Origin of the sequence: Micromonospora sp. NPDC051300 (assembly GCF_044455315.1) — a bacterium.
Lineage (GTDB): Bacteria > Actinomycetota > Actinomycetes > Mycobacteriales > Micromonosporaceae > Micromonospora > Micromonospora robiginosa.
In genome coordinates this window covers 97,673-121,591 of the sequence record NZ_JBITEP010000016.1, presented here as the reverse complement: position 1 = coordinate 121,591, position 23,919 = coordinate 97,673, and the positions used below count along the sequence as shown (strand labels likewise).

Sequence of the window (23,919 nt, the reverse complement as noted above, 5' to 3'; positions counted from 1 at the left end):
GCCGGGGGGGTCCGGGGGGGGCCCCCGGGCCCCCGCGCGGGGGGGGCCCCGGGGCGACCACGTCACGACCCGACGCGGGTCAGCCGGACGAGCGTGCTGGCGTACGGGCCCCCGGGCAGGCGCAGCGGCAGCCCCGAGCCCAGCAGCACGGCGCCGTGGTGGTGCGTCCCGTCGGCGTCGTCACGGTAGGTCGAGGTCGGATCCAACCCGCGCAGCGGGAGCCGGTCGACGGACGGAGCGAACTGCGCGGCGACCCGGTAGGCCAGCACCACCACCCGGTCGTTGCGCACGTACTGCACCGCGTGCGTCGGGTCGGCCGGCGGCCGCAGCCGGTACAGGGCGCCGTGCTGGACGACGCCCCGGATCTCCTGGTAGGTGTCGACGAACGCCCGCGCCTGCGCCAGCTCCTCGCCGCTCCACCGGGTCAGGTCCCCGCCCAGGCCGAGCACCCCGGCCATGGCGACGTGGAACCGGAACCGCAGCGGTACCCGGCGGCCGGTGAGCGGGTTGGGGCTGTCGGTCACCCAGGCGACCATGGTTCCCGGGGGGTACATCTGGGTGTAGCCGTGCTGGATGCGCAGCCGGTCGACCGCGTCGGTGTTGTCGCTGGTCCAGACCTGGTCGGTGCGGCGCAGGATCGCCATGTCGACCCGGCCACCACCGCTGGCGCAGGATTCGATCCGCAGCTCGGGGTGCGCGGCCCGGAGCCGGTCCAGCACCTCGTGCACCCCGCGCGCGTGTCCGGTCCAGGCGTCCGGCGCGGCTTCGGTGAGCGGCCGGTTGAAGTCCCACTTCAGGAAGGTCGCTCCGGTGTCCCGGACGACGGCGTCCAGGGTGGCGGACGCCCACTCCCGGACGTCGGCGCGCCCGTAGTCGAGGACGAGCTGGTGTCGGATCACCGTCGCCTCCCGGTCGGGAGTGTGGTGCACCCAGTCGGGGTGCGCGCGGAACAGGTCGCTGTCCGGATTGGTCATCTCCGGTTCGACCCACAGGCCGAAGGACATGCCGAGGCGCCGGACCTCGTCCGCGAGCGGCCGCAGCCCGTCCGGGAACTTCACCGGGTCGGGCGCCCAGTCACCCAGGCCCGCACGGTCGCTGTCCCGGCCGCGGAACCAGCCGTCGTCCACCACGAACAGTTCGGTGCCGACGGCCGCGGCGGCGTGGGCCAGCGCTAGCTGGCCGGCTTCGGTGACGGCGAAGGTGGTCGCCTCCCAGGAGTTGTACAGCACCGGGCGGGACTCGCCGGCGTGGGTCAGCACGTGACGGCGCTGGTAGCGATGCCAGGTGCGGCTGGCGGCTCCGAACCCGCCGTCGGTGCGTGCCGCGGCGAAGACGGGGCTGGTCAGGGATGCGCCTGGTGCGAGCGTCGCGACGACGCCCTCGTGTCCCGCGCCGCCGTGTACGGCACAGCGACCGGCGGCCGAGCGTGCCACGGTGATGCGCCACGATCCGCTGGTGGCCAGCGCCGCCGACCACACCTCGCCGTGATTCTCGTCGGCGGCGCCGTTGTCGATCATCACCCACGGGTTGTCCCGGTGCCCGGTCACTCCGCGACGGCTCTGCAGAACCGTCTCCGCGACGGGCAGCGTGACCCGCTCCAGGGTGCCCTCCGCCGACCAGGCTCCGACGACGTGGCTCATCCGGTACTGGTCGCGGACCGGTAGGGACCAGACGGCGGCGTCGTGCCGGAGCACCTCGATCGTGCCGTGCGAGCCGGTGTGCCGCACCGTCGACCACCGTTCGATCACGTCGGTGTCGGGCTGGACCCGGAAGTGCAGGTCGAGTGCGAGTGGTCGCGCCGCGTCCTGGAACCGCAGAACCAGCTCCGAATCCGTGGCCCGGGCGTCGACTGGCACGAGCCGTGCTCCGGTGTCGCCGTCGGGGAAGCGGACGGCCAGGGCCGGCACCCCGTACCGTCGGCCGCCCTCGACCGGATACTCCTCTGCGCACTCCAGCGGCGCCTCGAAAGTGTCGCCCTGTGGAGACGACCAGGCCGGTATGGTGGTGGCATCGACGAGGCTGATTCTGGGGCCCCAATAGAGTGGTCGTATCACCGCCTCGGTCTCGTCCCAACCGAGGGCGTAGGTCGTGGTTGGCGTGTGCAGGGCGGCGACAGGTGCGGTGGGGGATAGTTCGACGCGATTCACAGGGGATCGCCTTCCGGCCTTGAATTTCAATGAACTAGTCTGTGTGTGGTCAGATGGTAGCGGCTGGTCGCCTGGTCCGATCCGGGCGCCGGCCACACCGCCCGCGAGGGCGAGGGCGGACGAGGGGGAGACGCGCATGCCGAAGGTGGATGGCAGGACCACGCTGAGGGAGGTGGCCGAGCGGGCGGGGGTCTCCATCGGCACCGCCTCCGCCGTCTTCGCCAACAAGACCTGGGTTTCCGACACCGCGCGATCCGCGGTGCGGGGCGCGGCCGAGGAGCTGGGCTACCGCCCGCGTGAGCGCCGTGGCGGGACGTCCACGAGCGACGTCCCGGTGACCACTATCGGTTTCGTATCGCAGGTCAGCGAGATGTTCTCTCCGGCAAGCCCGTACTTCGCCTCAGTGCTGTACGGCGCCCAACAGGCCTGCGCGGCGTTGAACATTTCGATGAACTATGAGGTCAGTGACCCGGCGGCCGGCCAGTTGCCGCTGTCGGTCGAACGCCGTCAGGTCAGCGGTCTGCTGGTACTGAGCCACGCCAGCGATCGCGACTACCTACGACGGATCATCGACACGGGCATGCCGTGCGTGCTGCTGGAGCACGTCGAGACCGAGCTCCCGGTCGACTACGTCCGCCACGACGACGAGACCGGCGCGTACCGCGCCACCCGCCACCTGCTCGACCTCGGTCACGTGGACCCGCCCCCGGCGATCATCACCGGCCGCCCCGAGGTGCTGCCGGCCGAGGTTCGACTCGCCGGATATCGCCGGGCGTTGGCCGAGCGCGGCTTGACCGTCGATCCGGATTATGTCCGCCGCAGCAATTTCGACGCCACCAGCGGGGCCGAGCGGATGGCCGAGCTGCTCGACCTGCCGATGCCTCCGACCGCGGTGTTCTGCGCCAACGACGAGTCGGCGGTCGGGGCTCTGGAGACCCTGCGCAAGCGGGGCCGGAAGGTGCCCCGTGATATCAGTGTCATCGGGTACGACGATATCGCCATCGCCGCGCACACGGTTCCGCCGCTGACCACGGTCGCGGCGGACAAGGAACTGCTCGGCGCCCAGGCGGTGTGGCACCTGATCGAGCGGATTCGGCGGCCCACCATGAACGGACGGGACACTCGGCTGGCGGTGCGCCTGGTCGAACGTTCGTCGACCGCCCGCCCCCGCGGGCGCTGACCGTCCGGGCGCTGCCGTCAGCGCCTCGGCGGGGCGGTGCTCTCCCGTACCACCAGTTCCGTCGACAGTTCGGTGCGACGGGTTCCGACCGCCCCGCCACCGACCAGCCTCGCCAGCAGGTGCACCGCCTCGGCAGCCATGGACTCGAGCGGCTGCCGCACGGTGGTGAGAGCCGGGCTGAGCCAGCTCGCCACCGGCACGTCGTCGAACCCGACGAGGCTGATGTCGGCGGGCACTCGCAGGCCACGCTCACGGGCCGCCTTCAGCGCACCCATCGCCTGTTCGTCGTTGCCGCAGAAGATGGCGGTCGGAGGCTGCGGGAGTTCCAGCAGGGCATGGGCGTGTTCGTGCCCGGAGCTCTCGCTGAAGTTGCCGTACCGGACGAGCGCGTCGTCCGGGGTGATGCCGGCGGCGGACAGCGCCGCGCGATAGCCCTCTACCCGGGCGCGGGTGGACCAGAACGGCTCCGGCCCGCCAATCACGGCCACCCTGCGGTGTCCCAGCCCGACCAGATGTTCGGTGGCGATCAGGCCGCCCTGCCAGTTGGTGACGCCGACCGACGGCAGCCCGTCGTCCGGCTCGCCGAGCGGGTCGAGCAGCACGACCGGCACCCCGCATCCGGCCAGACGGACCCGATCCACGGCCCGCAGCGGATCGACCACCGCGACCACGCCGTCGGTCCCCCGGCGGAGCACCACGTCGAGCCAGTTCTCGCTGGCCGACCGGGCTCGTGAGGTCGACACCACGACACCCAGCCCCAGCTCGGCCGCGGCGTCGACGGTGCCCCGCACGATGGTGTCGGCCCACGAGCTGCGGATGTCCTGCACCAGCAGGTCGATCAGCCCGCTCGGCTCGGTCTGCCGTGGGGTGTAGCCGTGGCGCACGAGCGCGTCGTGCACCCGGAGGCGGGTTCCCTCGGCGACGTCGAAGCGACCGTTGAGCACCTTGGAGACCGTCGGCGCCGAGACGCCGGCCTCGGCGGCGATCGCTGCCAGCGTGGGACGTGCGGCGGAGTTGGGCATCCGTGCCTCCATTGACCGTTCTTCCAGCAGAACCGTACCCTGGCCTCCGATCGAAAGATTTTCGATCGGAATGGAGTCATCATGTTGCGCTTCCCGCCGGACTTCGTCTGGGGCACCGCCACGGCGGCCTACCAGATCGAGGGCGCCGCCCAGGACGACGGTCGTGCCGCGTCGATCTGGGACACCTTCTGCGCCACCCCCGGGAAGGTGCGCAACGGCGACAGTGGCCTCGTCGCGTGCGACCACTACTACCGTCTCGACGAGGATCTGGACGTCATCGCGCGGCTCGGTGTCGGCGCCTACCGGTTCTCCGTGTCCTGGCCCCGGGTCGTCGGGGACGACGGTCGGGTCAACCAGAAGGGTCTCGACTTCTACCGACGCATCGTGGACGGCCTGCACCGTCGCGGCGTGCGTCCACTGGTCACGCTCTACCACTGGGATCTCCCGCAGCGCCTCGAGGACCGCGGCGGCTGGACGGCGCGCGACACCGCCGCCGAGTTCGCCGACTACGCCCGTGTCGTGCACGAGGCGCTGGCAGGGGAGGTTGAGGAGTTCACCACCCTCAACGAGCCGTGGGTCTCCGCCTTCATGGGCTACGGCAACGGAATGCACGCCCCCGGTCGCACCGACCAGCGTGCGGCGGTCACCGCGGCACACCACCTGCTCCTCGGGCACGGGCTCGCCGCCGCCGCGATGCGCGCTGCGGACCCGCGGACCAAGGTGGGCGTCACGCTCAACCTGTCGCCGGTGGTGCCGTTCAGTGACACCGACGCCGACCGGGACGCGGCCCGCCGTTACGACGGTCAGCAGAACCGGCTCTTCCTCGACGCGCTGCTGCGGGGGAAGTACCCGGCGGACGTCGTCGAGCTGTTCCGCGACGTCACCGACTTCGCGTTCGTGCGGGACGGTGACATGGCTCTGATCGGCGCCCCGCTCGACCACCTGGGCATCAACTACTACCGACCGAACCTGGTGATGGACGAGCCGGGCAGCGACGACCCGGTGCGGGCCGGCGTCCGAATGCCACCGGGTGTCGAGGTGACGTCGATGGGCTGGCCGGTGCAGCCGGAAGGGCTGACGGACCTGCTCGTGCGTCTGCGCGACGACTACCAACCGGTCCCGCTGTACGTGACCGAGAACGGCGCGGCCTTCGACGACGTGATCGGCGCCGACGGCGAGGTCGACGACCAGCGGCGGATCGCCTATCTGCGCGGTCACCTCCAGGCGGCGCACGCCGCGCTGCGGGCGGGCGTCGACCTGCGCGGATACTTCGTCTGGTCGTTGCTGGACAACTTCGAGTGGGCCGAGGGCTACGCCAAGCGCTTCGGCCTGGTGTACGTCGACTACGCCACCCAGCGCCGGATCCCGAAGAGCAGCGCCAGATGGTACGCCGGGGTCATCCGCGATGGCGGCGTCGAGAATGCTGATGAAACTCGCTAAAATTCACTGAAAATCTGGTGACTATTTGATCACCGCGAACTAGGGTGCTGCCATGGCCATCATCGATCTCACCGAGGACCAGCTCGCCGGATACGCGCCCGTCCGCGAGGAGCCGCCGGACTTCGACGCCTTCTGGCAGGAGACGCTGGAGGCCGTCCGCCCTGTGCCGCTCGATCCGGTGCTGGCTCCGGTGCAGACCGCGCTGGCGTTCGTGGACGTCTTCGACGTCACGTTCTCGGGCTGGGCCGGCGACCGGATCAAGGGTTGGTTCCTGGTACCGAAGCACGTGGCGGCTCCGATGCCGTGCGTGGTCGAGTACATCGGCTACAACTGTGGCCGGGCCACGCCCTACCAGTGGCTCAACGCGCCCGCCGCGGGCTTCGCCACTCTCGTCGTGGACAACCGGGGTCAGGGCAGTTACCTGCCCGGTGACACGCCTGACGTGATGCCGGAGCCCACCGGCCCGAGTGGCAACGGCTACCTGACGCGCGGCGTGGCCGGGCCGCACGGGCACTACTACCGTCGCCTGATGACGGACGCGGTACGGGCCGTCGAGGTGGCACGTGCGCAGTCCGTCGTCGACCCGACCCGGATCGCGGTGTGCGGCGGCAGCCAGGGCGGCGGGCTCGCGCTGGCGGTCGGCGGGCTGGTGGGGGACCTGGCGGCGGTGGCGGCGCAGGCCCCCTTCCTGTGCTACTACCGACGGGCCTCACAGGCGACCGACTCGGACCCGTACTTCGAGATCACCCGCTACCTGCGGACGAACCCCGACCGGGTGGAGCAGACCTTCCGCACCCTGTCCTACTTCGACGCGGTCAACCACGCCGCCCGGATCACCGCGCCGACCCTCGTCACCGTGCCGCTGATGGACGACATGTGCCCGCCGTCGACGACGATGGCGGCGTACGTGCACTGCGCGAGCGACAAGGAGTTGCGGGTGTGGCCGTACGGGGACCACGCGGGCGGCGAGACCCACTCCGTGGGTGTCCTGCTCGACTTCCTCACCAAGCGCCTCGGCGCCTGAACGGATCACGTATGCACTTCGGCACCTCGTACTATCCGGAGCACTGGCCGGCCGAGCGATGGCCCGACGACCTGCGGCTGATGCGCGCGGCGGGCATGACGGTGGTGCGGCTCGGCGACTTCGCCTGGAGCCGACTCGAGCCGTCCGAGGGAGACTACGATCTGGACTGGTTGGCGTCGGCCGTCGACCTCGCCGCCGCGCACGGCCTGCGGTGCGTGCTCGCCACGCCGACGGCGGGCCCACCGATCTGGCTCACCGATGGTCATCCCGACGTGCTCGCCATCGATGCCGACGGTCGTCGCCGCACCCATGGCAACCGGACCCACGCGTCGCTGACCAACGGCCGGTACCGGGCGGCCTGTGTCGGGGTGGCGGAGGCCCTGGCCCGGCGGTTCGGCCGACACCCCGCCGTGCTCGGCTGGCAGATCGACAACGAAGTCAACACCGTGTCGTACGACGAGACCACGCGCGGCGCCTTCCAGCGCTGGCTCGCCGACCGGTACGGGACGATCGAGACGCTCAACGATCGCTGGGGCACCGTGTTCTGGAGTCAGGAGTATCGCGACTTCGCCCAGATCCCTCTTCCCGTCGGCGTGCACCATCCCTCGCTGATGATGGCCTGGCGGCGGTTCCTGACCGACATGTTCCGTGCCCACCTCGCCGCGCAGAGCGACGTGGTGCGTCGCCACGCCGACCCGGCGCAGTGGATCTCGCACAACGTCATGACGTGGTACGACCACTTCGACCACCACGCGCTCGCCCAGGACCTCGACCTCGTCGGGCTGGACCTCTACGTCGGCCATGTCGACCACCCCGACCTGGGGGCGGCGCACGACGCGACCCGCGGACTCAGGCGACGCAACCACTGGGTGATGGAGACCCAGCCGGGCCACAACTGCTGGTCGAGCGTCAACAACGAGCTGGACGCCGGCGAGGCACGCCGGCTCGCCTGGCAGGCGGTGGGCCACGGCGCGGACGGCCTGCTCTACTGGCAGTGGCGCCCGGCCCCGGGCGGACAGGAGCAGTACCACGGCACGCTCCTGCGGCCGGACGGCGAACCGCGCCCCTTCTTCGCCGAGGCGGCCAGGATCGGTGCGGAGTTCGGTCGGGCGTCGACGGCCCTGGCCGGCACCCAGCCGCAACCGCGGGTCGCCGTACTGCAGGGCTACGAGGACCGCTGGGCCATCGAGAACCAGCGCCACCACCAGGACTTCGACCCGGTCGCCTACCTTCAGGCGTTCTACCGGCCGATCCGGCTGCTCGGTCACGACGTCGACATCGTCGCCCCCGACGCGCCCCTGGATCCCTACCGACTGGTCGTCGCGCCGAGTCTGCACACCGTCGGCGACGCCGTCAGCGGCGCCGTGACCGCCTGGGTGGAAGCGGGCGGACACCTCGTGGTGGGAGTCCGGACGGGCATGAAGGACGCGGAGAACGTGCTCCGACCGTCGCGGCAGCCGGGGCCGCTGTCCATCGGCGTCGCGGTGGACGACTACTACGCGCTGGAGCGGCCGGTGCCGGTGGTCGGCGCACTGTTCGACGACGGCCGGGCCCACTGTTCGGTGTGGGCGGAGACGCTGTCCCCGCTCGACCCGCGGGCCGAGGTGCTGGCCCGCTACGGGACGGGCAACGGCTGGCTCGACGGCGCGCCGGCGGTGGTTACCGTTCCCCTCGGCGCGGGGCGTGTCACCTACGTCGGCGCCTGGCTCGAACCGCATCCGATGGCCCGGCTGATGGCGTGGGTCGTGGAGCAGGCCGGCCTCGCCGCCGTGCCGCATCCGCCGGGGGCCGTCGAGGTCTGTCGCCGTGTCGGGGGTGCGGGACAGGTGGTCGTCGTCCTCAACCACGGCGCCGTCGACTACCGGCTGAACGTCCCGGGAGCGACGCGTGACCTGCTCGCTGACACTTCGGTCGACGGGGGCGTCGAGGTGCCGGCGGGGGACGTGCGGGTGCTGTGGATTCCCGCTGGGGGCACGTCCTGAGGCGGCGTCAGGGCGGGTCGAGGGTGACCCGGGCGACGGCCGGCGCGAGTGGATCCGCGCCGGCCGTCACACCGGCTCAGCCGGTGAGGGCCACCGAGTCGACGTACAGGTCGGTGCTACTGCCGCCGGCGAGGAACTTGAGGTAGGTCTCGCCGCCTGCCGACGGGCTGAACGTGTAGGTGAGGCTCTGGCTCGAACTCGTCAGGTTGATCGTGCGGCTGAGGTGTTCGGTGTAGGGACTCGCCGCCTGCTGCACCAGCACGGTCATCGGCCGGTTGCTGTCCGCGCGGGCCTTGAAGGTCAGCGTGTACGTCCGGCCGGCGGTGAGGTTGACCGTCTGGCCGACCTGAGCCTGCCAGTCGGATCCACCGCCGTTGGACAGGTCGAACTTGAGCGCGGTGCCGTCGAGACCGGTACCGCCCTGCGCCGTGATCGACCCCGACACACCCGCGCCCGAGTCGAACCAGGTCCACCAGCCGTTGGTCCCGCTGTCGAAGGCCCCGTTGGTGATGACGTTCGTGCCGCCGCCCCCGGTGCCGCCGCCGTTGTTGCTGCCGGTGCTCTCGTACGCGCCCTGGTCGTGGGCGTTGCCCTGCGGCCGGGATGCCGAGCTGAACAGGTTGGCCACGCCGCCGCGGCTGGTGATGTAGGCGAAGTCCGGGGCGTACCGGTACCACCCGATGGGCTGGTTCGCCGTGGTCCGGAGCAGTGCGCGGCCGTCGAAGACCAGCGAGTTGCCGGGCGCGTCGGTGGAGGTGCCGGCGTCGATGCTCGGCGAGCCGGAGTTCAACGCGAAGTTGACGTTGCCCGGATCCGCGAACTGCGGGTTCTGCGCGCCGCTCTGCCCGGTGATGTTGTTGTTGCTGACCCGGCTGTTGGTGAAGCCGCCGAAGGTGCGCAGGCCCTCGCCGAAGGACTGGTAGGCGATGTTGTTGCGCAGCACGGTGTTGGCGAGCGACTCGGCGCCGTAGTAGCCGATGCCGGTGCCGCCGTAGAGGTAGGTGCCCTCCTTGCCGTTGTCGTAGGTGGTGTTGTTGACGATCACCGTGTTGCTCGAGTGGGTGGTCTGGATGCCCGAGCCGCCGTTCTCGAACGCGATGTTGTTCTCGAACCGGCAGCCGCCGTTGTAGTACGTCAGGTCACAGATGAAGCCGTTGCCGTCGGTGTGGTACGACGACACGTCCACGCCGTGGTACGCGACGTTGCGGCGGGCGACGTTGTTGGTGCCGTACATCGCGTAGAAGTTGATGTTGCTGGACCAGGATCCGGTGCCGGCGTCCCAGCCGGTGCGCCCGACGAGGTTGTTCTCGACGGTGATGTCGCGGGCGTGCATGAAGGTGATGCCGTTTTGGCCCATCCGGTCGATGACGTTGTTGCGCACGATCACGTTGGAGACGGCTTCCGCGTCCGGACCACAGCAGCCGATGTTGATCCCGCTGCGCCAGTAGTTGCGGATGACGAAGCCCTCGATGATCGTCCAGCTCCCGCTGCCGTGCCCGTAGTAGAAGGCGACGCCGTCGCGGCCGCTGCCGTCGAGGACGGGCGTCTCACCGCCGTAGTTCTTGATGGTGATGTAGTTGCCCGGCGTGCCGGACCTGGTCAGGTACGTCTCGCCGAGCGCGTAGTAGGTGCCACCCCGGACGTAGCAGGTGTCGCCGGGCTGGACGAACTCGTAACACTTGTTGATGGTGGCGAACGGCTGGCTGAACGATCCGGGGTTGTCGTTGCTGCCGTTGGTGGCCACGTAGTAGGCGGTGGCCGCGAGCGCGGGCCCGGTGCTGGCGACGACACCCGCGGCAGCCAGCACGAGTGTGGCCAGTACCGATCCGACTCTTCTCCGTATCACTGCACCCTCCCTTGTCCTCATCGACTCGCGTCGCTTGATTTCACGGATGTTAAGTAGCGGAATCCCGCTATGGCAGCCGTCACCGTGGACCTTCTCGGGGCAGCTCCGGAGACCCGGGGCGACCACCGACTCGGTCAACGTGTCGTGAACAGCGCAAACGCGGATCCGTTCGGGGGAGCGGGAGCGGAGACGATACTGAAACTCGTTGCGCAGGGGCCTGCTATTTCACTGAGGTTTCATTTTCGTTTCCCTCCGTCGGGGTTAGCCGCGCCGGACCCGCTGCGCCGGGAGCCACCTCCCAGACCAGGCACCGCACGTCGAGGCCGGGTACGGTCAGCCGCACGCTCTCCCCGGTCTGCTCCGACGGCAGGTCCAGGAGGTCGGCGCAGCGCATCGCGCCTGGCACCCGCACCCGCACGTCCACCGGATCGGGGCGCAGGTTGACCAGGAAGGTCGCCCGCTCGCTGCCGAACGACCGTTCCCGCACCTGCACTCCGGGGACGGTGGTGACCGGCACACCCGCCTCGCGCAGGATCCGTTCCACGAACCGATCGGTGGGCGGGTGCCGGTAGGCGGTGCCGGTCAGGCCGACAAGCGTGCCCAGCAGGATCGCCACGCCCCGCCCGAACGCGTTACGAGAGGCGACCACCGTCTCGCCGACCGTCAGCACCGCCGATGCGCTCAGCGGGCGGAGTTCCTGCACCAGTCCGCACAGCGCCACGGACTCGCCGTCGTACGCGCCGGTGCCCACCGCCACGGCCGGCGGATGGAACTCGCCCCATCCGCGCGGCGCGGGCGTCCACCGCCGGTCGCCCGGCTCGTCCACCACCCGGACGGTAGCGGTACGGACACCGAAGAGCCGCTCGCCGTCCTCGACCGTCGCCCCGGCCGGGGTGAACCCGTGGTCGTCCACCCATCCGGACGGCGCCTCCACCAGGAGTGTGCCTCCGCCCTCCACGTACGTCCGCATCGCCGCGGCCGTCGCCGCGGTCACCAGCAGCGGTGCGGCGGCGATGACGACGCGGTATCCGGACAGGTCCGGACCGCTGTCGGCGTCGACGAAGTCGACAGGCACGCCGAGGCGGGCCAGGCGGAGGTAGTGCCCCCGCAGCGAGCCCTCCAGATAGGTCCGCGCCTGCGTCCCGGTGCCCTGCGCGAAGTGGTGCGCGCGCTCGCTGAGCAGCATGGCCACCGGCGCCGATTCACCCGTGCCGCGGGCGAACAGCGCCGGGTGTCTCGACAGGGCCCGGGCGAGCCGGCCGGCCTCGGCGAACCGGGGCGTGCCGCTGCCCGCGCGGTCGAGCAGGCCGAAGCCCCCGGCCTCCTGCCAGAAGCCCTCGCTGCGCAGGTTCCAGAACGTGATGCCCTGCGCGCCGGCGGCGAGGGCGCCGAGCACCCAGCGCCGGATGTCGGCGGCGTCGGGGACGCGACCCAGGTGGAGGAAGTCGTTGATCGGTCCGCCCTGGAACTCGGCGCCCCAAGCGGGGCGGTCCGGCGCGGTCGCGCCCCGCAGCAGGTCGAACTGCATCAGGACCCGGTCCCACAGCTCGTAGAGCAGGGTGTCGTCGGCGTCGGGAGTGCGCGCTGCGGCGACGTCGTCCCACGACCGGAACGGGTGCCACGCCGGATAGACGCTGACGCCGAACAGGTCGCCTGTGGCGGCGTAGCGCCAGGCCTTCGTGGAGCCGAGGTCGATGTCGCCGAGGTGGCCGAAGACCGGTCGGCGGGCGGGGTCGGCGGTCCGCACGACCTGTCGGCGGCGGGCCAGCGTCTCGCTCACCGCGACGTCGTCCATGAACTCACGCCAGTCCAGAAAGGCGGGGGAGGCGGTGTAGCGCCGCGGCGGTTGCACCTCGTCCCAGCGGCCGAAGCGGGCGCGCCACACCGTGTTCAGCCGCCCGACGGAGCCGTAGCGTCCACGCAGCCAGCGCCGGAACGCGGTGAGGGTGTGATGGCAGTAGCAGAAGCCCAGCTCGCCGGCGTCGTGGTGCCAGAAGCCGATCTCCTGCCAGGTGTTCCACACCCAGATGTTGTCGTGCGGCGCCATCCTGGCCACGTACCGGTGGATGAAACTCTCCGCCGCCGCGCGGGCCTGCGGGTGGTGCCGGCAGGGCCCCGGCTTGCCGTCCGCCGGCAACGTGTACGGGGTCGGGTCGTTGTGCGCGCGTCCCTGCGCGTCGACATGGTGGGCGTCCGGATGCCGCCGCCACAGCCATGACGGCGCCTGCTCCATGGTGAGCCCCAGGTACACGCCCAGATCGGCGCTCGCCGCCGCGCTGATCAGTCGCTCCGTCTCCTCGACGGCCAGCACGCCGGGCTCCGGCTCGTCGTGCGCCCAGTGCCCCTGGATCTTGATGAGGGAGAAGCCGGCCGCCCGGACCTCCGGCAGGTCGGCGATGACCTCGTCGAGGTCCGGGCCAGGTTCGCGGCGCACATGCACGCCGAAGGGAAAGGCGGACGGGGGGACGACGGGTGGCACGGGCGTGGGGGACGGCACCTGTATCTCTCTCCATGGTCGAAATGATCAAACTGCTGAACTATAGCTGTTCCTTCATTGAAATAGTCGATACGCTCTCGGCATGCAGACAGCAGGCGAGCGGGTGACGCTCAGGGAGATCGCCCTCGCGGCCGGAGTCTCCGTCTCGACGGTCTCCCGGGCACTGCGCGAGGACACCGACATCGCCGTGGACACGAGCGAGCGGATCCGCCGGCTGGCCCGGGAGCACGGCTACCGCCGTCCGCACCGTCGGGAGCGGTCCGCAACGCTCGTCGATCTCGTCCTGAGCGATCTGTCGCTGCCGTGGAGCATGGCGGTGATCCGCGGGGCGGAGCGGGCCTCCCACCAACTCGGGATGAGTGTGGTCGTCTCCCGCGGACGTCACCGGTTGGACCGCGGGGTGGCGTCGCGGCAACGGTACGCGGGCGCGTCCGCTGGAGTGATCGTCGACGCCGCACTGCTGACGGCCGCGTCCACCCGGACGGCACGCGACGCCCGGCGACCGATGGTCGTCCTCGACCCGCAGGGTGACGCCGAGACCGACCTGCCGATCGTGGCCACCACGGCGTGGACGGGTGGCTTCGACGCCGCGAACCTTCTTCTCGGCCAGCGGCATCGACGTATCGGCATCGTCGCCGGGCCGCGACACGTCAAGGCCAGCCTCGCCCCGGTGTCGGGATACCGGATCGCCCTGCAGAACGCGGGCGTCCGGCTCGATGACGACCTCGTCGGCTGGGGTGACCTGTCCCCGGAGTCGGGTCTGCGTGAGACTGCGCGCCTGCTCGACCTGCCCGATCCGCCGACGGCGATCCTCGTCCGCGGTGACCGTGCGGCGACCGGGGCGTTCGAGGCGGTCCGTGACCGCGGCCTGGTCATCCCGCACGACGTGAGCCTGATCGGCCTCGTCGATGTCACGACGACCGGGTCGTGCTGTCTCCCGCTGGCGAGAGTCCGCCCTCCGTTCGCGGAGATGGGCGCGCTGGCGGTGCGCATGGTCACCGATCTCGCCCGCGGCGCGGAGCTGACCGCCCGCCGTGTGGAACTGAGCGGTGACCTCGCCCCCAATGACACCACGGCCCCCCGCCGATGACGACTCGGATCATCGTCCGCGGTGACGACGCGGGGCTGTGCGAGAGCGTCGATCGGGCGATCGAGGAGTCGATCCGGCACGGCCCGGTGCGCAACGTGTCGGTGATGGTGCCCGCTCCCGCCTTCGATGACGCGGTGACGCGGTTCGGCCGCATGTCCGTGGTGGATGTCGGCGTGCATCTCACCCTGACCAGTGAGTGGGTGACGCCGCGCTGGAGGCCCGTCCTGCCTCCGCACGAGGTGCCGTCCCTCGTCGACGACGAGGGCTACCTGCTGCCCGACCCCCATGACCTCTTCGCCCGGGGCATCTCGGTGGACGAGGCGGTGGCGGAGGCGCGGGCGCAGGTCGCCGTCGCCCGTCAGGCCGGACTCGAGCCGTCCTACCTGGACGAACACATGGGGGTGGGATGGTTGCCGACGCTGCGCGACGCCCTGGAGGAGTTGTGTTGGGCGTCCGATCTCATCCCGGCAGAGAGGTACCCGTACCTGCCGGGCGCCGGCGAGCCGTTCGCGACGCGGATCAGCGGTGCGCCGTCCGGCGTCCACGTTCTGGTCACCCACCCCGGTCACGACGAACCGGAGTTGCGACGGGTCCATCTGCGCGACGGCCGGCCCGGGGAGGTGGCCCGCCGGCGTGACGACGAGCGTCGGGAACTGGTCGCCGCGCCGCTGGCGCGGGAACTGGCGCGTCCCGGCGTCGAGGTGGTCCGCTTCAGCACCCTGCTGGCGTAGCGGCGCCTGTGCGGCACGCCGGAGCGCACCTACCCGTGGGCGTCAGGCGCGACCTACCGTCGAGGCGCGGACCCGCAGGGCGCAGGGGACGCGGATGAGCTCGTGTCGTTGGGGTGCGCCCTGGACCGCGGCGAGCAGCAGGCGCCCGGCGACGCGGCCCATCTCCAGCAACGGCAGCGCGACGGTGGACAGGGGCGGTCGCTGGTGGACGGCGAGCGAGCGGTCGTCGAAGCCGATGACCGCGACGTCCCTGGGAATGGTCAGCCCGCGCTCCTGCACGGCGGCCAGCGCGCCGGTGGCGAGGTCGTCACTGGCGCAGAAGATCGCGTCGGGCGGATCGATGCTGGCGAGCAGGGCGTCGGCGATCTGGAAGCCGTCCTCCGGGGCCCACGACGACGCGTGCTGGACGAGCGCGGGGTGCAGCGGCACGCCGGCGTCGTGCAGGGTGGTGCGGAAGCCGTCGAGACGCTCCCCGGTGGCTTCCCAAGACGCCGGTCCGTTGATGAAGGCGATCCGGCGACGGCCGATATTGATCAGGTGCTGCGCGGCCATGGCCGCGCCGTCGCGGTCGTGGGGCAGCACGCTGGGTACGGGCTCGGAGACGCCGTACTCGTAGAGGAAGACGTAGGGCGTCCCGGTCAGGGGCAGGGCGGGTCCGGATCGGGGGCGTACCCGGTTGCCGGACATGATGATCAGCCCGTCGACCTGACGGTCGACGAGTCGGCGTAGGTGCCGGCGTTCCTTCTCGGCGTCGCCGTAGCTGTTGGCCAGCAGCACCGAGACGTCGTACTCGGAGGCGGCCTCCTCGACACCACGCATCAGCGCGTTGGTGAAGATGCCTTCGAGGTCGTCGGTGAGGATCGCGATGGTGTCGGTGTGTCGGGCGCGTAGGCCGCGGGCGACCGCGTTGGGCCGGTATCCCAGCCGGGCGATGGTGCCCAGGACCCGCTGCCGGACCTCCGCCCCGACGTCCGGACGGTCATTGATGACCTTGGAAACGGTGGCGGTGGACACCCCGGCGACGGATGCCACGTCGCGCATCGTCACTCGGGTGGAGCCTGTCTCGATCACCATGCTCCTAAACGATTACGCATCCAGGTGTCGCGGTAGCGTAGCAGAAAAGCGCTGTTGAGGGTCTTGACACATGGCCGTATTCGCGTTGTAACGTGACGCCCACGAAATCGATTACGTAAGAGGAGTGCCTGATGACAGCGCGCGCGACCACGGCCCGCGCCCGGACCGGTCCCCGGGCTCGACGGCAACGGGCCGGCCTGTGGTACGTGGCCCCCGCCGTGCTTCTGGTGCTCGGGATGTTCGTGCTGCCGGTCGTCGTCACCGGGGTGATGTCGTTCTACGACTGGTCGCTGCTCGGTGACCGGACGTTCGTGGGTTGGGCGAACTACCGACGCCTCGTCGAAGACACGTCCTGGTGGCACAGCCTGGGCTTCACCACGCTCTACACCGTGATCACCACCGTGGTGCTGTTCGTGGTCGGCTTCGCGTTGGCCTCGGCGGTGCGCCACAAGCGCCGTGGGGTCGGGCTGCTGCGCACGGCGTTCGTGATGCCGGTGGTGATCGGATTCGCCACCGCGAGCTACCTGACGTTGTGGCTGATGGACGACCGCATCGGCGTCGTGCCCGACCTGCTGCGCCGCCTCGGGCTGGTCGACGGTCCGGTCTCGGTCTTCAGTCGCTTCTCCACCGCGCTCGCCGTCGTCGTGGCGTTGGTGGTCTGGAAAACGGTCGGGCTGACCATGCTGCTGCTGATGTCCGGGATGCAGGCCATCTCCAAGGACTTCTACGAGGCCGCGCAGGTCGACGGCGCGAGCCGCCGGCGGACGTTCTTCTCGATCACCATCCCGCTGCTGCGACCGACCATCGCGATGGTCCTGGTGCTCACGGTCATCGGCAGCTACCTGGCCTTCGACCAGTTCTTCATCCTCACCCAGGGCGGGCCGGACAACAGCACGATCCCGGTCGTCTACCTGATCTACCGGGCTGGGTTCATCGACTTCAACCTCGGCTACTCGGCCGCGATGTCGATCGGACTGATGGTCATCCTGCTCATGCTCACCACGGTTCAACTGGTGATTCTGCGATCCGGGGAGGATCAGTGACCCTGCTCGCCCGAACGCCTGTCGCGCCCCGCACCGCCTCGACCGCGCCGCGCCGGCCGCGGCGTCCCCTTCCCTGGTTGCCGGCCACCGCCTTCTACGCCGTGTGCGGCCTGCTGGCGCTGCTGTTCGTCGCACCGGTCGCCTGGCTCGTCCTGGCCTCGTTCAAGAGCGGCGCCGAGTTCGCGCAGAGCCCGCCGACCTATCTGCCGGAGACCTGGAGCCTGGAGAACTATCGACGACTGGTCGACGCGGGACTGTTCCGTAACGTGGCGAACAGCGCGTTGGCCGCGGCCGGCACGGTGGTCGTGGCGACGGTCCTGTCGGTGCTGGCCGGCTATGGCTTCGCCCGGTTCCGGTTCCGCTTCCGGGGCGTGTTGTTCCTGGTCGTCCTCTCCACCCTGATGATCCCGTTCCAGTCGATCGTGCCCTCGCTCTACCTCATCCTGGACACCCTGCGCCTGACGAACTCGATCCTCGGCCTGATCCTCGTCTACACCGTCTTCGCGTTGCCGTTCGGCATCTTCACGATGCGTGCTGCCTTCGCCGCCGTGCCGGCGGCGATCGAGGAGGCGGCGATCATGGACGGCGCCGGCACGCTCACCGCCCTGTGCCGCGTCCTGCTCCCGGTGGTGACACCGGGCGTGGCGACTGTCGCTCTCTACGCCTTCTTCACCGCGTGGAACGAGTTCCTCGCGGCGCTCATCTTCACCACCCGGCAGGAGCAGTACACCCTGCCGGTCGTCCTCGCCAACCTGCAGACCGGCGCCGGAGGTCTGCTCAACTGGGGCGTCCTGGAGACCGGAGCGGTGTTCGCCGCCGTGCCCTGCGTCCTCATCTTCCTCATCCTCCAGCGGTACTACGTCGCCGGCCTCGCCGGCGGTGCCGTCAAGGGCTGAAACACCTCCCCCCACCCCCCTCTCCCAGGAGATCACCATGTCCGGAATCTCGCGACGGCGCGTACTCGCGCCGGCGCTGGCAGCCGTCCTGGTCGCCGGCCTCGCCGCCTGCGGCAACACCGACTCCACCGACAGCCGGTCCGGGACGGCCGAGCTGACCGGGTCCGGCCCGGCGACCCTCTGGGTCCGGGCGGCCGACGAGCCACTCGACAAGGCGCTGGTCGCCGAGTGGAACGCCAAGAATCCCGACCGCAAGATCACCATGCTGACCGTGCCGGACGCCCAGTACGTCCAGAAGTACGTGCAGGCCGTCCGCAGCGGCGACGCCCCCGATCTCGCCGCCGTCGACATCGCCAACGTCAAGGCGCTGACCAGCCAGAAACTGCTGACCGACATCACCGCCCAGGTCGACGCGCTGCCCTACAAGAACAAGCTCGCTCCGGCCGGCATCAATGTCAGCACGATCGACAAGAAGATCTACGCCCTGCCGCACCAACTCGACGTCTCGGTCCTCTACTACAACAAGAGCCTGTTCACCCGCGCCGGACTCGACCCGGAGAAGCCACCCGCGTCGCTCGACGAGATGGTCGCGGCGGCCCGGAAGATCACCGCCCTCGGCGGGGGCAACTACGGGTTCGCCTTCGCCGGCAACTGCGCGGGCTGCAACGCCTACACCATGCTGCCCTACATCTGGGCCAGCGGCGGCGACATCATGAACGCCGACGGCACCGAGGCCACCCTCGAGGACCCCGCGGTCGCCGCCGTCCTCAACGCCCACAAGACCATGTGGGACGAGAAGCTCATGCCGGCAGCGGAGAAGGACGACAACGGCGCCACCTGGCTCAGCAGCTTCCAGGGCGGCAAGGTCGGCATGCTCGCGCTCGGCAGCTTCGGGATCAACGTCTTCAAGGCGCAGAAGGGCCTCGAGTTCGGCGTCACCCCGATCCCCGGCACATCCGGCACCTCGGCGTTCCTCGGCGGTGACGTCATCGGCATCTCGAAGGGCGCGAAGAACGCCAGGACCGCCTGGGACTTCATCGCGTGGAGCATGGACGAGAACGTCCAGAAGACCACGGTGGCCAAGACCGGGCAGCTCACCGTGCGCTCGGATGCCGCGGACAACCCCTCGACCCAGGCCGAGCCCAGGCTTCTCGCCGCCAACAAGCTCATCGCCGACGCGAGAGTGCCGGTGACCGCCAAGTACAACTCCCTCTTCATCGACCCCACCGGCCCGTACCTGCAGTTCATCCGCGACTGGGTGTTCACCGGCAACCCGCAGCAGGCGATCGAGAAGGGCAAGAACGGCTTCACCAGCCGGCTCGCGTCCTGACGCACCCTTAGAGAGGAACACCATGCAAGACCTGAGCTTCCGGTGGCCGCACCCGCGTATCGCCACCTCGCTCGGCCCGGTCACCGTTCGCATCCACACCGGCGAGAACGTCTACGGCCTCGACCCGGCGTCGCTGCGCACCGACGAGGACGGCGTCGTCGTGGCCGACCGGCTCACCTGGGCCGGCGGCGAGCAGACCAGTCCGGGCCACGCGCGAGTTCGTGTAATCGACGGCGAGCAGGGCGTACGGATCGAGGTGTGTGCCGAGCACCGCGACGGCGTCCGGAGCGTCGCGTTGGTCCTGCACGACCAGCCCACCGGCGACGTGACGGCGGTGCGCGAGGGCGACCTGCCGGTGCCCCCCACGGGACGGGTGGTCGGCTATCCCAACGGCTGGTTCGACCTCGCCACCCCGCTGCTGGCGGTACGCCGCCCGGACGGCGACCTGACCGTGGCTCGCAGCCTCGACGACCAGGTCCGCAGCAAGCGCTTCGTCGTCATCCCGCACTTCGACGACCCCACGACCTGCGACCTCGAACTGATCGCCGACACCGACGCCGCACAGCCCAGCGCCCGCTTCGAGGTGCCGGTCTGGGAACTGCGCCGCACCGCCGACCTCGCACCGGTCGTCGCCGAGCACACCGCCCATCTCCGCCAGGCATACGACCTGCCCGACTGGGCGGAGCGGACGGACGTCCCGGCGTGGCTGCGCCGAACCGCGCTGGTGCTCTCCCTCAACGGCATGCACTTCACCGGCAAGGTGTTCCTCACCTACGACGGCATGCTCGACGTCATCCGACGCCTGTCCGACCAGATCGAACCGGAGCACATCCTGGCCTACCTGCCCGGCTGGGAGGGCCGCTACTACCGCTGGTACGGACGCTTCGACGTCGACGAACGGCTCGGCGGCCCGGACGGCTTCCGGCGGCTCGTCGACGGCGCACACCAGCTCGGCGCCCGGATCATGCCGATGTTCGGCGCCAACGTGGCCGCCCGCGACCTACCCGGCTTCGAGACCTGGGCGGCGCCGGGTCAACTGCTCAACCCCAGCGGCCACATGCCGATCGGATCGGTCGACTGGGACGCGTCGCGCCACTTCGACCACAGCTGGGGCGCGTTGGTCAACCCCGCCTACGAGCCCTGGCGGCGGCACATCGCCGAGCAGATCGTCCGGCTGCACCACGAGTACGGCTTCGACGCGGCCTTCCTCGACATCTCCGCGATGTACAACAACGACCCCCGCGGCAGCACCACTCGCGGGCTCCGCGACCTCGTCGAACTGCTGCGCGCCGGCGCACCGGACCTGGCCATCGCCGGTGAGGCCTGGTTCGACGCGCTCGGTGGCATTATCCCGCTGGTGCAGGCGGGCCACCGCGACACGGTGCCGGTCTTCCACGACCTGCCGGACCCGGCGTTGTTCACCGGCAGCAACCGGTCCTTCGGCCACGTCTGCCTCGGTGACCCGGCGCACGGATCCTCCGGCGTGCACGAGGCGGGCTACAACGCGCACTGGCGGCTGCCGGTCCGCGAAGGGGTGATTCCCACCCTCACCGTCGTCGACGACACCCTCGACAAGGCCCCGGAGCGCGTTGCCCTGGTGGTGCAGGACGCCCGCGAGTACGCGGCGAAGTATCTCTAGCTGACCCCCTTCCCGGAAGGTCCGTCATGCCCCGAGAAACACGTACGCTGCTACCCCTGCTGCTGGTCGCCGCGACGGCGATCGTCGTGCCGGTCACGGCGCCGCCACCCGCCGAGGCGGCGGCGACAGTGACCCTGTCCCGCAGCGACTACCGCGACAAGACGCTCGCCGCCGTCCTCGGCCAGGTCGGCGGCGTGCTGACCGGCTACGAGTACAAGAGCCCCCAACCGGAACCTACGGACGACTGCTTCCGACCCACCTACGGCCCCTACTCCGGAGACGCCCCGGCGAGCTGCTGGACCCCGAACGACTACCCCGGATACGACCGGCTCGGCGCACCCCACTTCGTCTCCCACGAGACCGGCAGCGACGACGACTACCACGTCGACTTCTTCAACCAGTTGATCCTCTCCGAGCACGGCCCGGACGCCACCTTCCAGGACATCAAGGACGAGTGGGTGGCCCACGACATCGGCGACTGGGGCCCTGGCGACATCGCCAACGCCGCCATGCGCGACGACGGAATGGTGCCGCCCCTCACCGGGCGGGCCGAGTTCAACCGGCACTACTGGCTGACCGAGCCCTACATCGAGAACGACACCCTCGGCCTCGTCGCGCCCGGCATGCCGGCCACCGCCCGGGACCTCGCCAACCGCTTCGGCGCGGTCACCGGCGAGTTCGACTCGGTCGTCTGGGCCAGATTCCAGGCCGCCATGTACGCCGAGGCATACTTCCTCGACGACGGGCGGGAGGCGCTGAGCCGCGCCGCCGCCACCCTGCCCCGCGACTCCTGGCCGTACGAGGTCTACCAGCGGGTGGTGGCGCTGCATGACCAGAACCCCACCGACTGGCGCTGGGCGCAGGCTCAGCTCATGTCCTTCGTGCGCAACGTCTACGGCCAGGACAACGAGATGGCCATCCCGGATCGCAACAACGGCTCGGTGCTGATCGCGATCCTCTACGGCGGCAACGACTACCGCACCACCCTGCGGATCGCTTCCCTGATCGGCAACGACGCGGACTGCACCGCCTCGTTCGCCGCCGGCCTGATGGGGATCATCCACGGCATGGCCGGCACCCCACAGGAATTCAAGGACCGCATCTACCAGGGCGGCGCCGGCCGCTACGTCAACGACACCACGACCGGCTTCCCGCCGCACGTCAACAACGACTACCCGGAGCGACAGTCCTGGGATGACCTCGTCGCGCTCTACGAGTCCAACACCGCGGCCCAGGTCGTCGCCCGGGGAGGCAGTGTCGACGCGAGCGCGTTCACCGTCGTGCCGCAGACGGTCCTGCCCGAGCGGGTAACCCCGATCGGCAACGCCGACTTCGAGCAGGGCACGCTGGCCGGCTGGACGACCTGGACGCCGGGCGCCGATCCAGGTGCGCCGAACGCCTTCGCCGAGAACAACGGGACCGCCCAGTCGGGCGCCTACAAGGCGACGGTCTTCACCGACGTGGACGTGCCGGAGGTCAAGCTGACCACGACGGTGCGTGGGCTCGAACCCGGCGCGATCTACCGCGCGAGCGCGTTCGTGCAGACCAACGGGACCGCGAGGTTCTTCGTCGACGGCATGCACACGACCGCGGTCGACACCTATGCCGTCGCCCACCGCCAGTGGGCGCGTCGGAGCATCGAGTTCGTCGCCGGTGCGGACACCGCACAGATCGGCCTGCACCTGCCGCCCGGACCGACCGCCTTCGCGGCGGTCGACAACGTCACCGTCGCGCAGATCACCGCGCCGGCGACGACCCGCTACGAGGCGGAGTCCACCACCGTCGCCGGCGGCGAGGTGCGAACGTCCGGCTCCGCGTCGGGCGGCTCGTACGTCGGAGGGCTCGACGACACGAACGCCTCCGTGCAGTTCACCGTCAGCGTGCCGGCCGCGGGTCAGTACCGAATGGGGGTCGGTTTCGCCAACGGCGGCACGTCCGCGGGCGCACTGGACGTGCTGGTCGCCGGGGTCAAGCAGTACACCGCGCCCTTCCCGCGCACCGGCGCCTGGGGCACCTTCTCCCGTAACATGCAGGATCTGCCGGTGACCCTGCTGGCCGGCGTCAACACGATCCGCCTGCAGCGCGCCGGGGTCGGACACGTGGAGCTCGACCATGTCGACGTGGGTCGCTATCCCGAGCCGGTGTACGCGGCCGAGCAGACCGTGCCGCTCAGCAACGGCGGCTTCGACAGCGGGGGCGCGACGCAGACTCCGGCGGGCTGGGAGACCTGGGCCGGGGCGGACGGCACCTCGGCCGACGCCGACTTCGTCGAGACGGGCGGCCTGACCGGTGGGTTCCGCCTCACCCAGCACAAGGCCGGTCCCTACCAGATCTACACGAGCCGCACCGTGTCCGGGCTGGCGGACGGCGTCTACACCCTCAGCGCGTACGCGACCGGGGGAGGAGGCCAGTCCGCGGCGTACCTGAGCGCCAAGGGTTACGGCGCGGGCGTACCGGAGTTGACCGCACCGATCCCGATGGCGGGCTGGCCGCACTGGCGCCGGGTCGTCATCCCGGGCATCCGGGTCACCGGTGGCGCTCTGACCCTCGGAGTCTACTCGGCCGGTAGCGGCGGCCAGTGGCTCTCCGTGGACGCCGTCACCCTTACTCGACAGTGATCTCGCTGATCTGCCATCCCGACGCCGTGCTAGTGACTAACGAGACTGGCTTTCTGGAGAAGAACCTGCGCTCGAACGGGCACGACACCGATACTGGGCCCTTCATATTCAATTCGCCGGCTCAGCTGCCATCTATCAACAACGCGTTGCCTTGAGTGCGCTACTGCAAGCAGCAGGGGTGGAGCGGCCAGAGGCTAATCATCGAGCTGGTCTCCCGACCAAAATCTGACGGATCGTCCCGCACCTGTGCTGGCTGCTCGTCGGTCTCGGGGTGGCCGTTAAGGCTGTTCGGCCTGCTCGCGGCGCCGGCCCTGAGCGGTGCACGGGCAGCCGTGCCCTTCTGGGCGTGGGCCATCCGGG

Annotated in this window: 16 protein-coding genes; 11 read left to right on the top strand and 5 right to left on the bottom strand. The window is 70.3% G+C overall.

Features of this window, described 5'->3' with window-relative positions; translation table 11 throughout:
• Positions 1-62: 62 nt before the first annotated feature.
• A complete protein-coding gene (locus ACIA5A_RS19170) occupies positions 63-2,147 on the bottom strand; it encodes an alpha-galactosidase (RefSeq protein WP_396763757.1) in 2,085 nt (694 codons plus the stop codon).
• Between the two features lie 136 nt (positions 2,148-2,283).
• On the opposite strand from ACIA5A_RS19170, the gene ACIA5A_RS19165 reads away from it, so the two are divergent.
• On the top strand, positions 2,284-3,327 hold the full coding sequence (locus ACIA5A_RS19165) for a LacI family DNA-binding transcriptional regulator (protein WP_396763754.1): 1,044 nt from the start codon (positions 2,284-2,286) through the stop codon (positions 3,325-3,327).
• A 17-nt stretch (positions 3,328-3,344) separates the two neighbouring features.
• Here ACIA5A_RS19165 and ACIA5A_RS19160 read toward each other — a convergent pair whose 3' ends face one another.
• The gene (locus tag ACIA5A_RS19160) at positions 3,345-4,349 is read right to left on the bottom strand and encodes a LacI family DNA-binding transcriptional regulator (protein WP_396763752.1); all 1,005 of its coding nucleotides are present in this window, start codon (positions 4,347-4,349) and stop codon (positions 3,345-3,347) included.
• Positions 4,350-4,430: 81 nt separating this feature from the next.
• Here ACIA5A_RS19160 and ACIA5A_RS19155 point away from each other — a divergent pair, with 81 nt between their 5' ends.
• From ACIA5A_RS19155 to ACIA5A_RS19145, 3 genes are read left to right on the top strand one after another with little or no spacing between them, the layout of a single operon-like run.
• The gene (locus ACIA5A_RS19155) at positions 4,431-5,789 is read left to right on the top strand and encodes a GH1 family beta-glucosidase (RefSeq protein WP_396763749.1); all 1,359 of its coding nucleotides are present in this window, start codon (positions 4,431-4,433) and stop codon (positions 5,787-5,789) included.
• A gap of 52 nt (positions 5,790-5,841) precedes the next feature.
• A complete protein-coding gene (locus ACIA5A_RS19150) occupies positions 5,842-6,813 on the top strand; it encodes an acetylxylan esterase (protein WP_396763746.1) in 972 nt (323 codons plus the stop codon).
• Between the two features lie 11 nt (positions 6,814-6,824).
• A complete protein-coding gene (locus ACIA5A_RS19145) occupies positions 6,825-8,795 on the top strand; it encodes a beta-galactosidase (RefSeq protein WP_396763743.1) in 1,971 nt (656 codons plus the stop codon).
• A 76-nt stretch (positions 8,796-8,871) separates the two neighbouring features.
• On the opposite strand, the gene ACIA5A_RS19140 is transcribed toward ACIA5A_RS19145, so the two are convergent.
• Both ACIA5A_RS19140 and ACIA5A_RS19135 read right to left on the bottom strand, forming a co-directional pair.
• Complete coding sequence (locus ACIA5A_RS19140; RefSeq protein WP_396763740.1) at positions 8,872-10,602, bottom strand: carbohydrate binding domain-containing protein; 1,731 nt, start codon at positions 10,600-10,602, stop codon at positions 8,872-8,874.
• A gap of 259 nt (positions 10,603-10,861) precedes the next feature.
• Positions 10,862-13,075, bottom strand: a complete 2,214-nt coding sequence (locus ACIA5A_RS19135) for a beta-galactosidase (RefSeq protein ID WP_396763738.1) — start codon at positions 13,073-13,075, stop codon at positions 10,862-10,864.
• Positions 13,076-13,220: 145 nt separating this feature from the next.
• Here ACIA5A_RS19135 and ACIA5A_RS19130 point away from each other — a divergent pair, with 145 nt between their 5' ends.
• Positions 13,221-14,228, top strand: a complete 1,008-nt coding sequence (locus tag ACIA5A_RS19130) for a LacI family DNA-binding transcriptional regulator (protein ID WP_396763735.1) — start codon at positions 13,221-13,223, stop codon at positions 14,226-14,228.
• Positions 14,225-14,959 carry a carbohydrate deacetylase gene (locus tag ACIA5A_RS19125; protein ID WP_396763732.1) on the top strand — a complete coding sequence of 245 codons (735 nt, stop codon included), beginning with the start codon at positions 14,225-14,227 and terminating at the stop codon, positions 14,957-14,959. Before ACIA5A_RS19130 ends, ACIA5A_RS19125 begins: the two co-directional genes overlap by 4 nt.
• 42 nt (positions 14,960-15,001) lie before the next feature.
• On the opposite strand, the gene ACIA5A_RS19120 is transcribed toward ACIA5A_RS19125, so the two are convergent.
• Positions 15,002-16,033, bottom strand: coding sequence for a LacI family DNA-binding transcriptional regulator (locus tag ACIA5A_RS19120; protein ID WP_396763729.1), 1,032 nt, complete (start codon positions 16,031-16,033; stop codon positions 15,002-15,004).
• 131 nt (positions 16,034-16,164) lie between these two features.
• Here ACIA5A_RS19120 and ACIA5A_RS19115 point away from each other — a divergent pair, with 131 nt between their 5' ends.
• Genes ACIA5A_RS19115 through ACIA5A_RS19095 form a run of 5 tightly spaced genes read left to right on the top strand, consistent with a single transcriptional unit; the run spans position 16,165 to position 23,559 of the window.
• Positions 16,165-17,076 (top strand): carbohydrate ABC transporter permease, encoded by a 912-nt coding sequence (locus ACIA5A_RS19115; RefSeq protein WP_396763726.1) that lies wholly within the window; start codon positions 16,165-16,167, stop codon positions 17,074-17,076.
• A complete protein-coding gene (locus ACIA5A_RS19110; protein ID WP_396763723.1) occupies positions 17,073-17,972 on the top strand; it encodes a carbohydrate ABC transporter permease in 900 nt (299 codons plus the stop codon). The genes ACIA5A_RS19115 and ACIA5A_RS19110 overlap by 4 nt, the downstream gene beginning before the upstream one ends.
• 37 nt (positions 17,973-18,009) lie before the next feature.
• Positions 18,010-19,302, top strand: a complete 1,293-nt coding sequence (locus ACIA5A_RS19105) for an ABC transporter substrate-binding protein (protein WP_396763720.1) — start codon at positions 18,010-18,012, stop codon at positions 19,300-19,302.
• Positions 19,303-19,324: 22 nt separating this feature from the next.
• Positions 19,325-20,941: a hypothetical protein gene (locus tag ACIA5A_RS19100; protein ID WP_396763717.1), complete on the top strand. Its 1,617-nt coding sequence runs from the start codon at positions 19,325-19,327 to the stop codon at positions 20,939-20,941.
• 26 nt (positions 20,942-20,967) lie between these two features.
• Positions 20,968-23,559, top strand: coding sequence for an ADP-ribosylglycohydrolase family protein (locus tag ACIA5A_RS19095; protein ID WP_396763714.1), 2,592 nt, complete (start codon positions 20,968-20,970; stop codon positions 23,557-23,559).
• Positions 23,560-23,919: the final 360 nt, after the last annotated feature.

Excerpts from the sequence above, each read along its gene's own strand:
- ACIA5A_RS19165 (WP_396763754.1), top strand. The coding sequence starts at position 2,284 with ATGCCGAAGGTGGATGGCAGGACCACGCTGAGGGAGGTGGCCGAGCGG.
- ACIA5A_RS19160 (WP_396763752.1), bottom strand. The coding sequence starts at position 4,349 with ATGCCCAACTCCGCCGCACGTCCCACGCTGGCAGCGATCGCCGCCGAG.
- ACIA5A_RS19155 (WP_396763749.1), top strand. The coding sequence starts at position 4,431 with ATGTTGCGCTTCCCGCCGGACTTCGTCTGGGGCACCGCCACGGCGGCC.
- ACIA5A_RS19150 (WP_396763746.1), top strand. The coding sequence starts at position 5,842 with ATGGCCATCATCGATCTCACCGAGGACCAGCTCGCCGGATACGCGCCC.
- ACIA5A_RS19145 (WP_396763743.1), top strand. The coding sequence starts at position 6,825 with ATGCACTTCGGCACCTCGTACTATCCGGAGCACTGGCCGGCCGAGCGA.
- ACIA5A_RS19130 (WP_396763735.1), top strand. The coding sequence starts at position 13,221 with ATGCAGACAGCAGGCGAGCGGGTGACGCTCAGGGAGATCGCCCTCGCG.
- ACIA5A_RS19125 (WP_396763732.1), top strand. The coding sequence starts at position 14,225 with ATGACGACTCGGATCATCGTCCGCGGTGACGACGCGGGGCTGTGCGAG.
- ACIA5A_RS19120 (WP_396763729.1), bottom strand. The coding sequence starts at position 16,033 with ATGGTGATCGAGACAGGCTCCACCCGAGTGACGATGCGCGACGTGGCA.
- ACIA5A_RS19115 (WP_396763726.1), top strand. The coding sequence starts at position 16,165 with ATGACAGCGCGCGCGACCACGGCCCGCGCCCGGACCGGTCCCCGGGCT.
- ACIA5A_RS19105 (WP_396763720.1), top strand. The coding sequence starts at position 18,010 with ATGTCCGGAATCTCGCGACGGCGCGTACTCGCGCCGGCGCTGGCAGCC.
- ACIA5A_RS19100 (WP_396763717.1), top strand. The coding sequence starts at position 19,325 with ATGCAAGACCTGAGCTTCCGGTGGCCGCACCCGCGTATCGCCACCTCG.
- ACIA5A_RS19095 (WP_396763714.1), top strand. The coding sequence starts at position 20,968 with ATGCCCCGAGAAACACGTACGCTGCTACCCCTGCTGCTGGTCGCCGCG.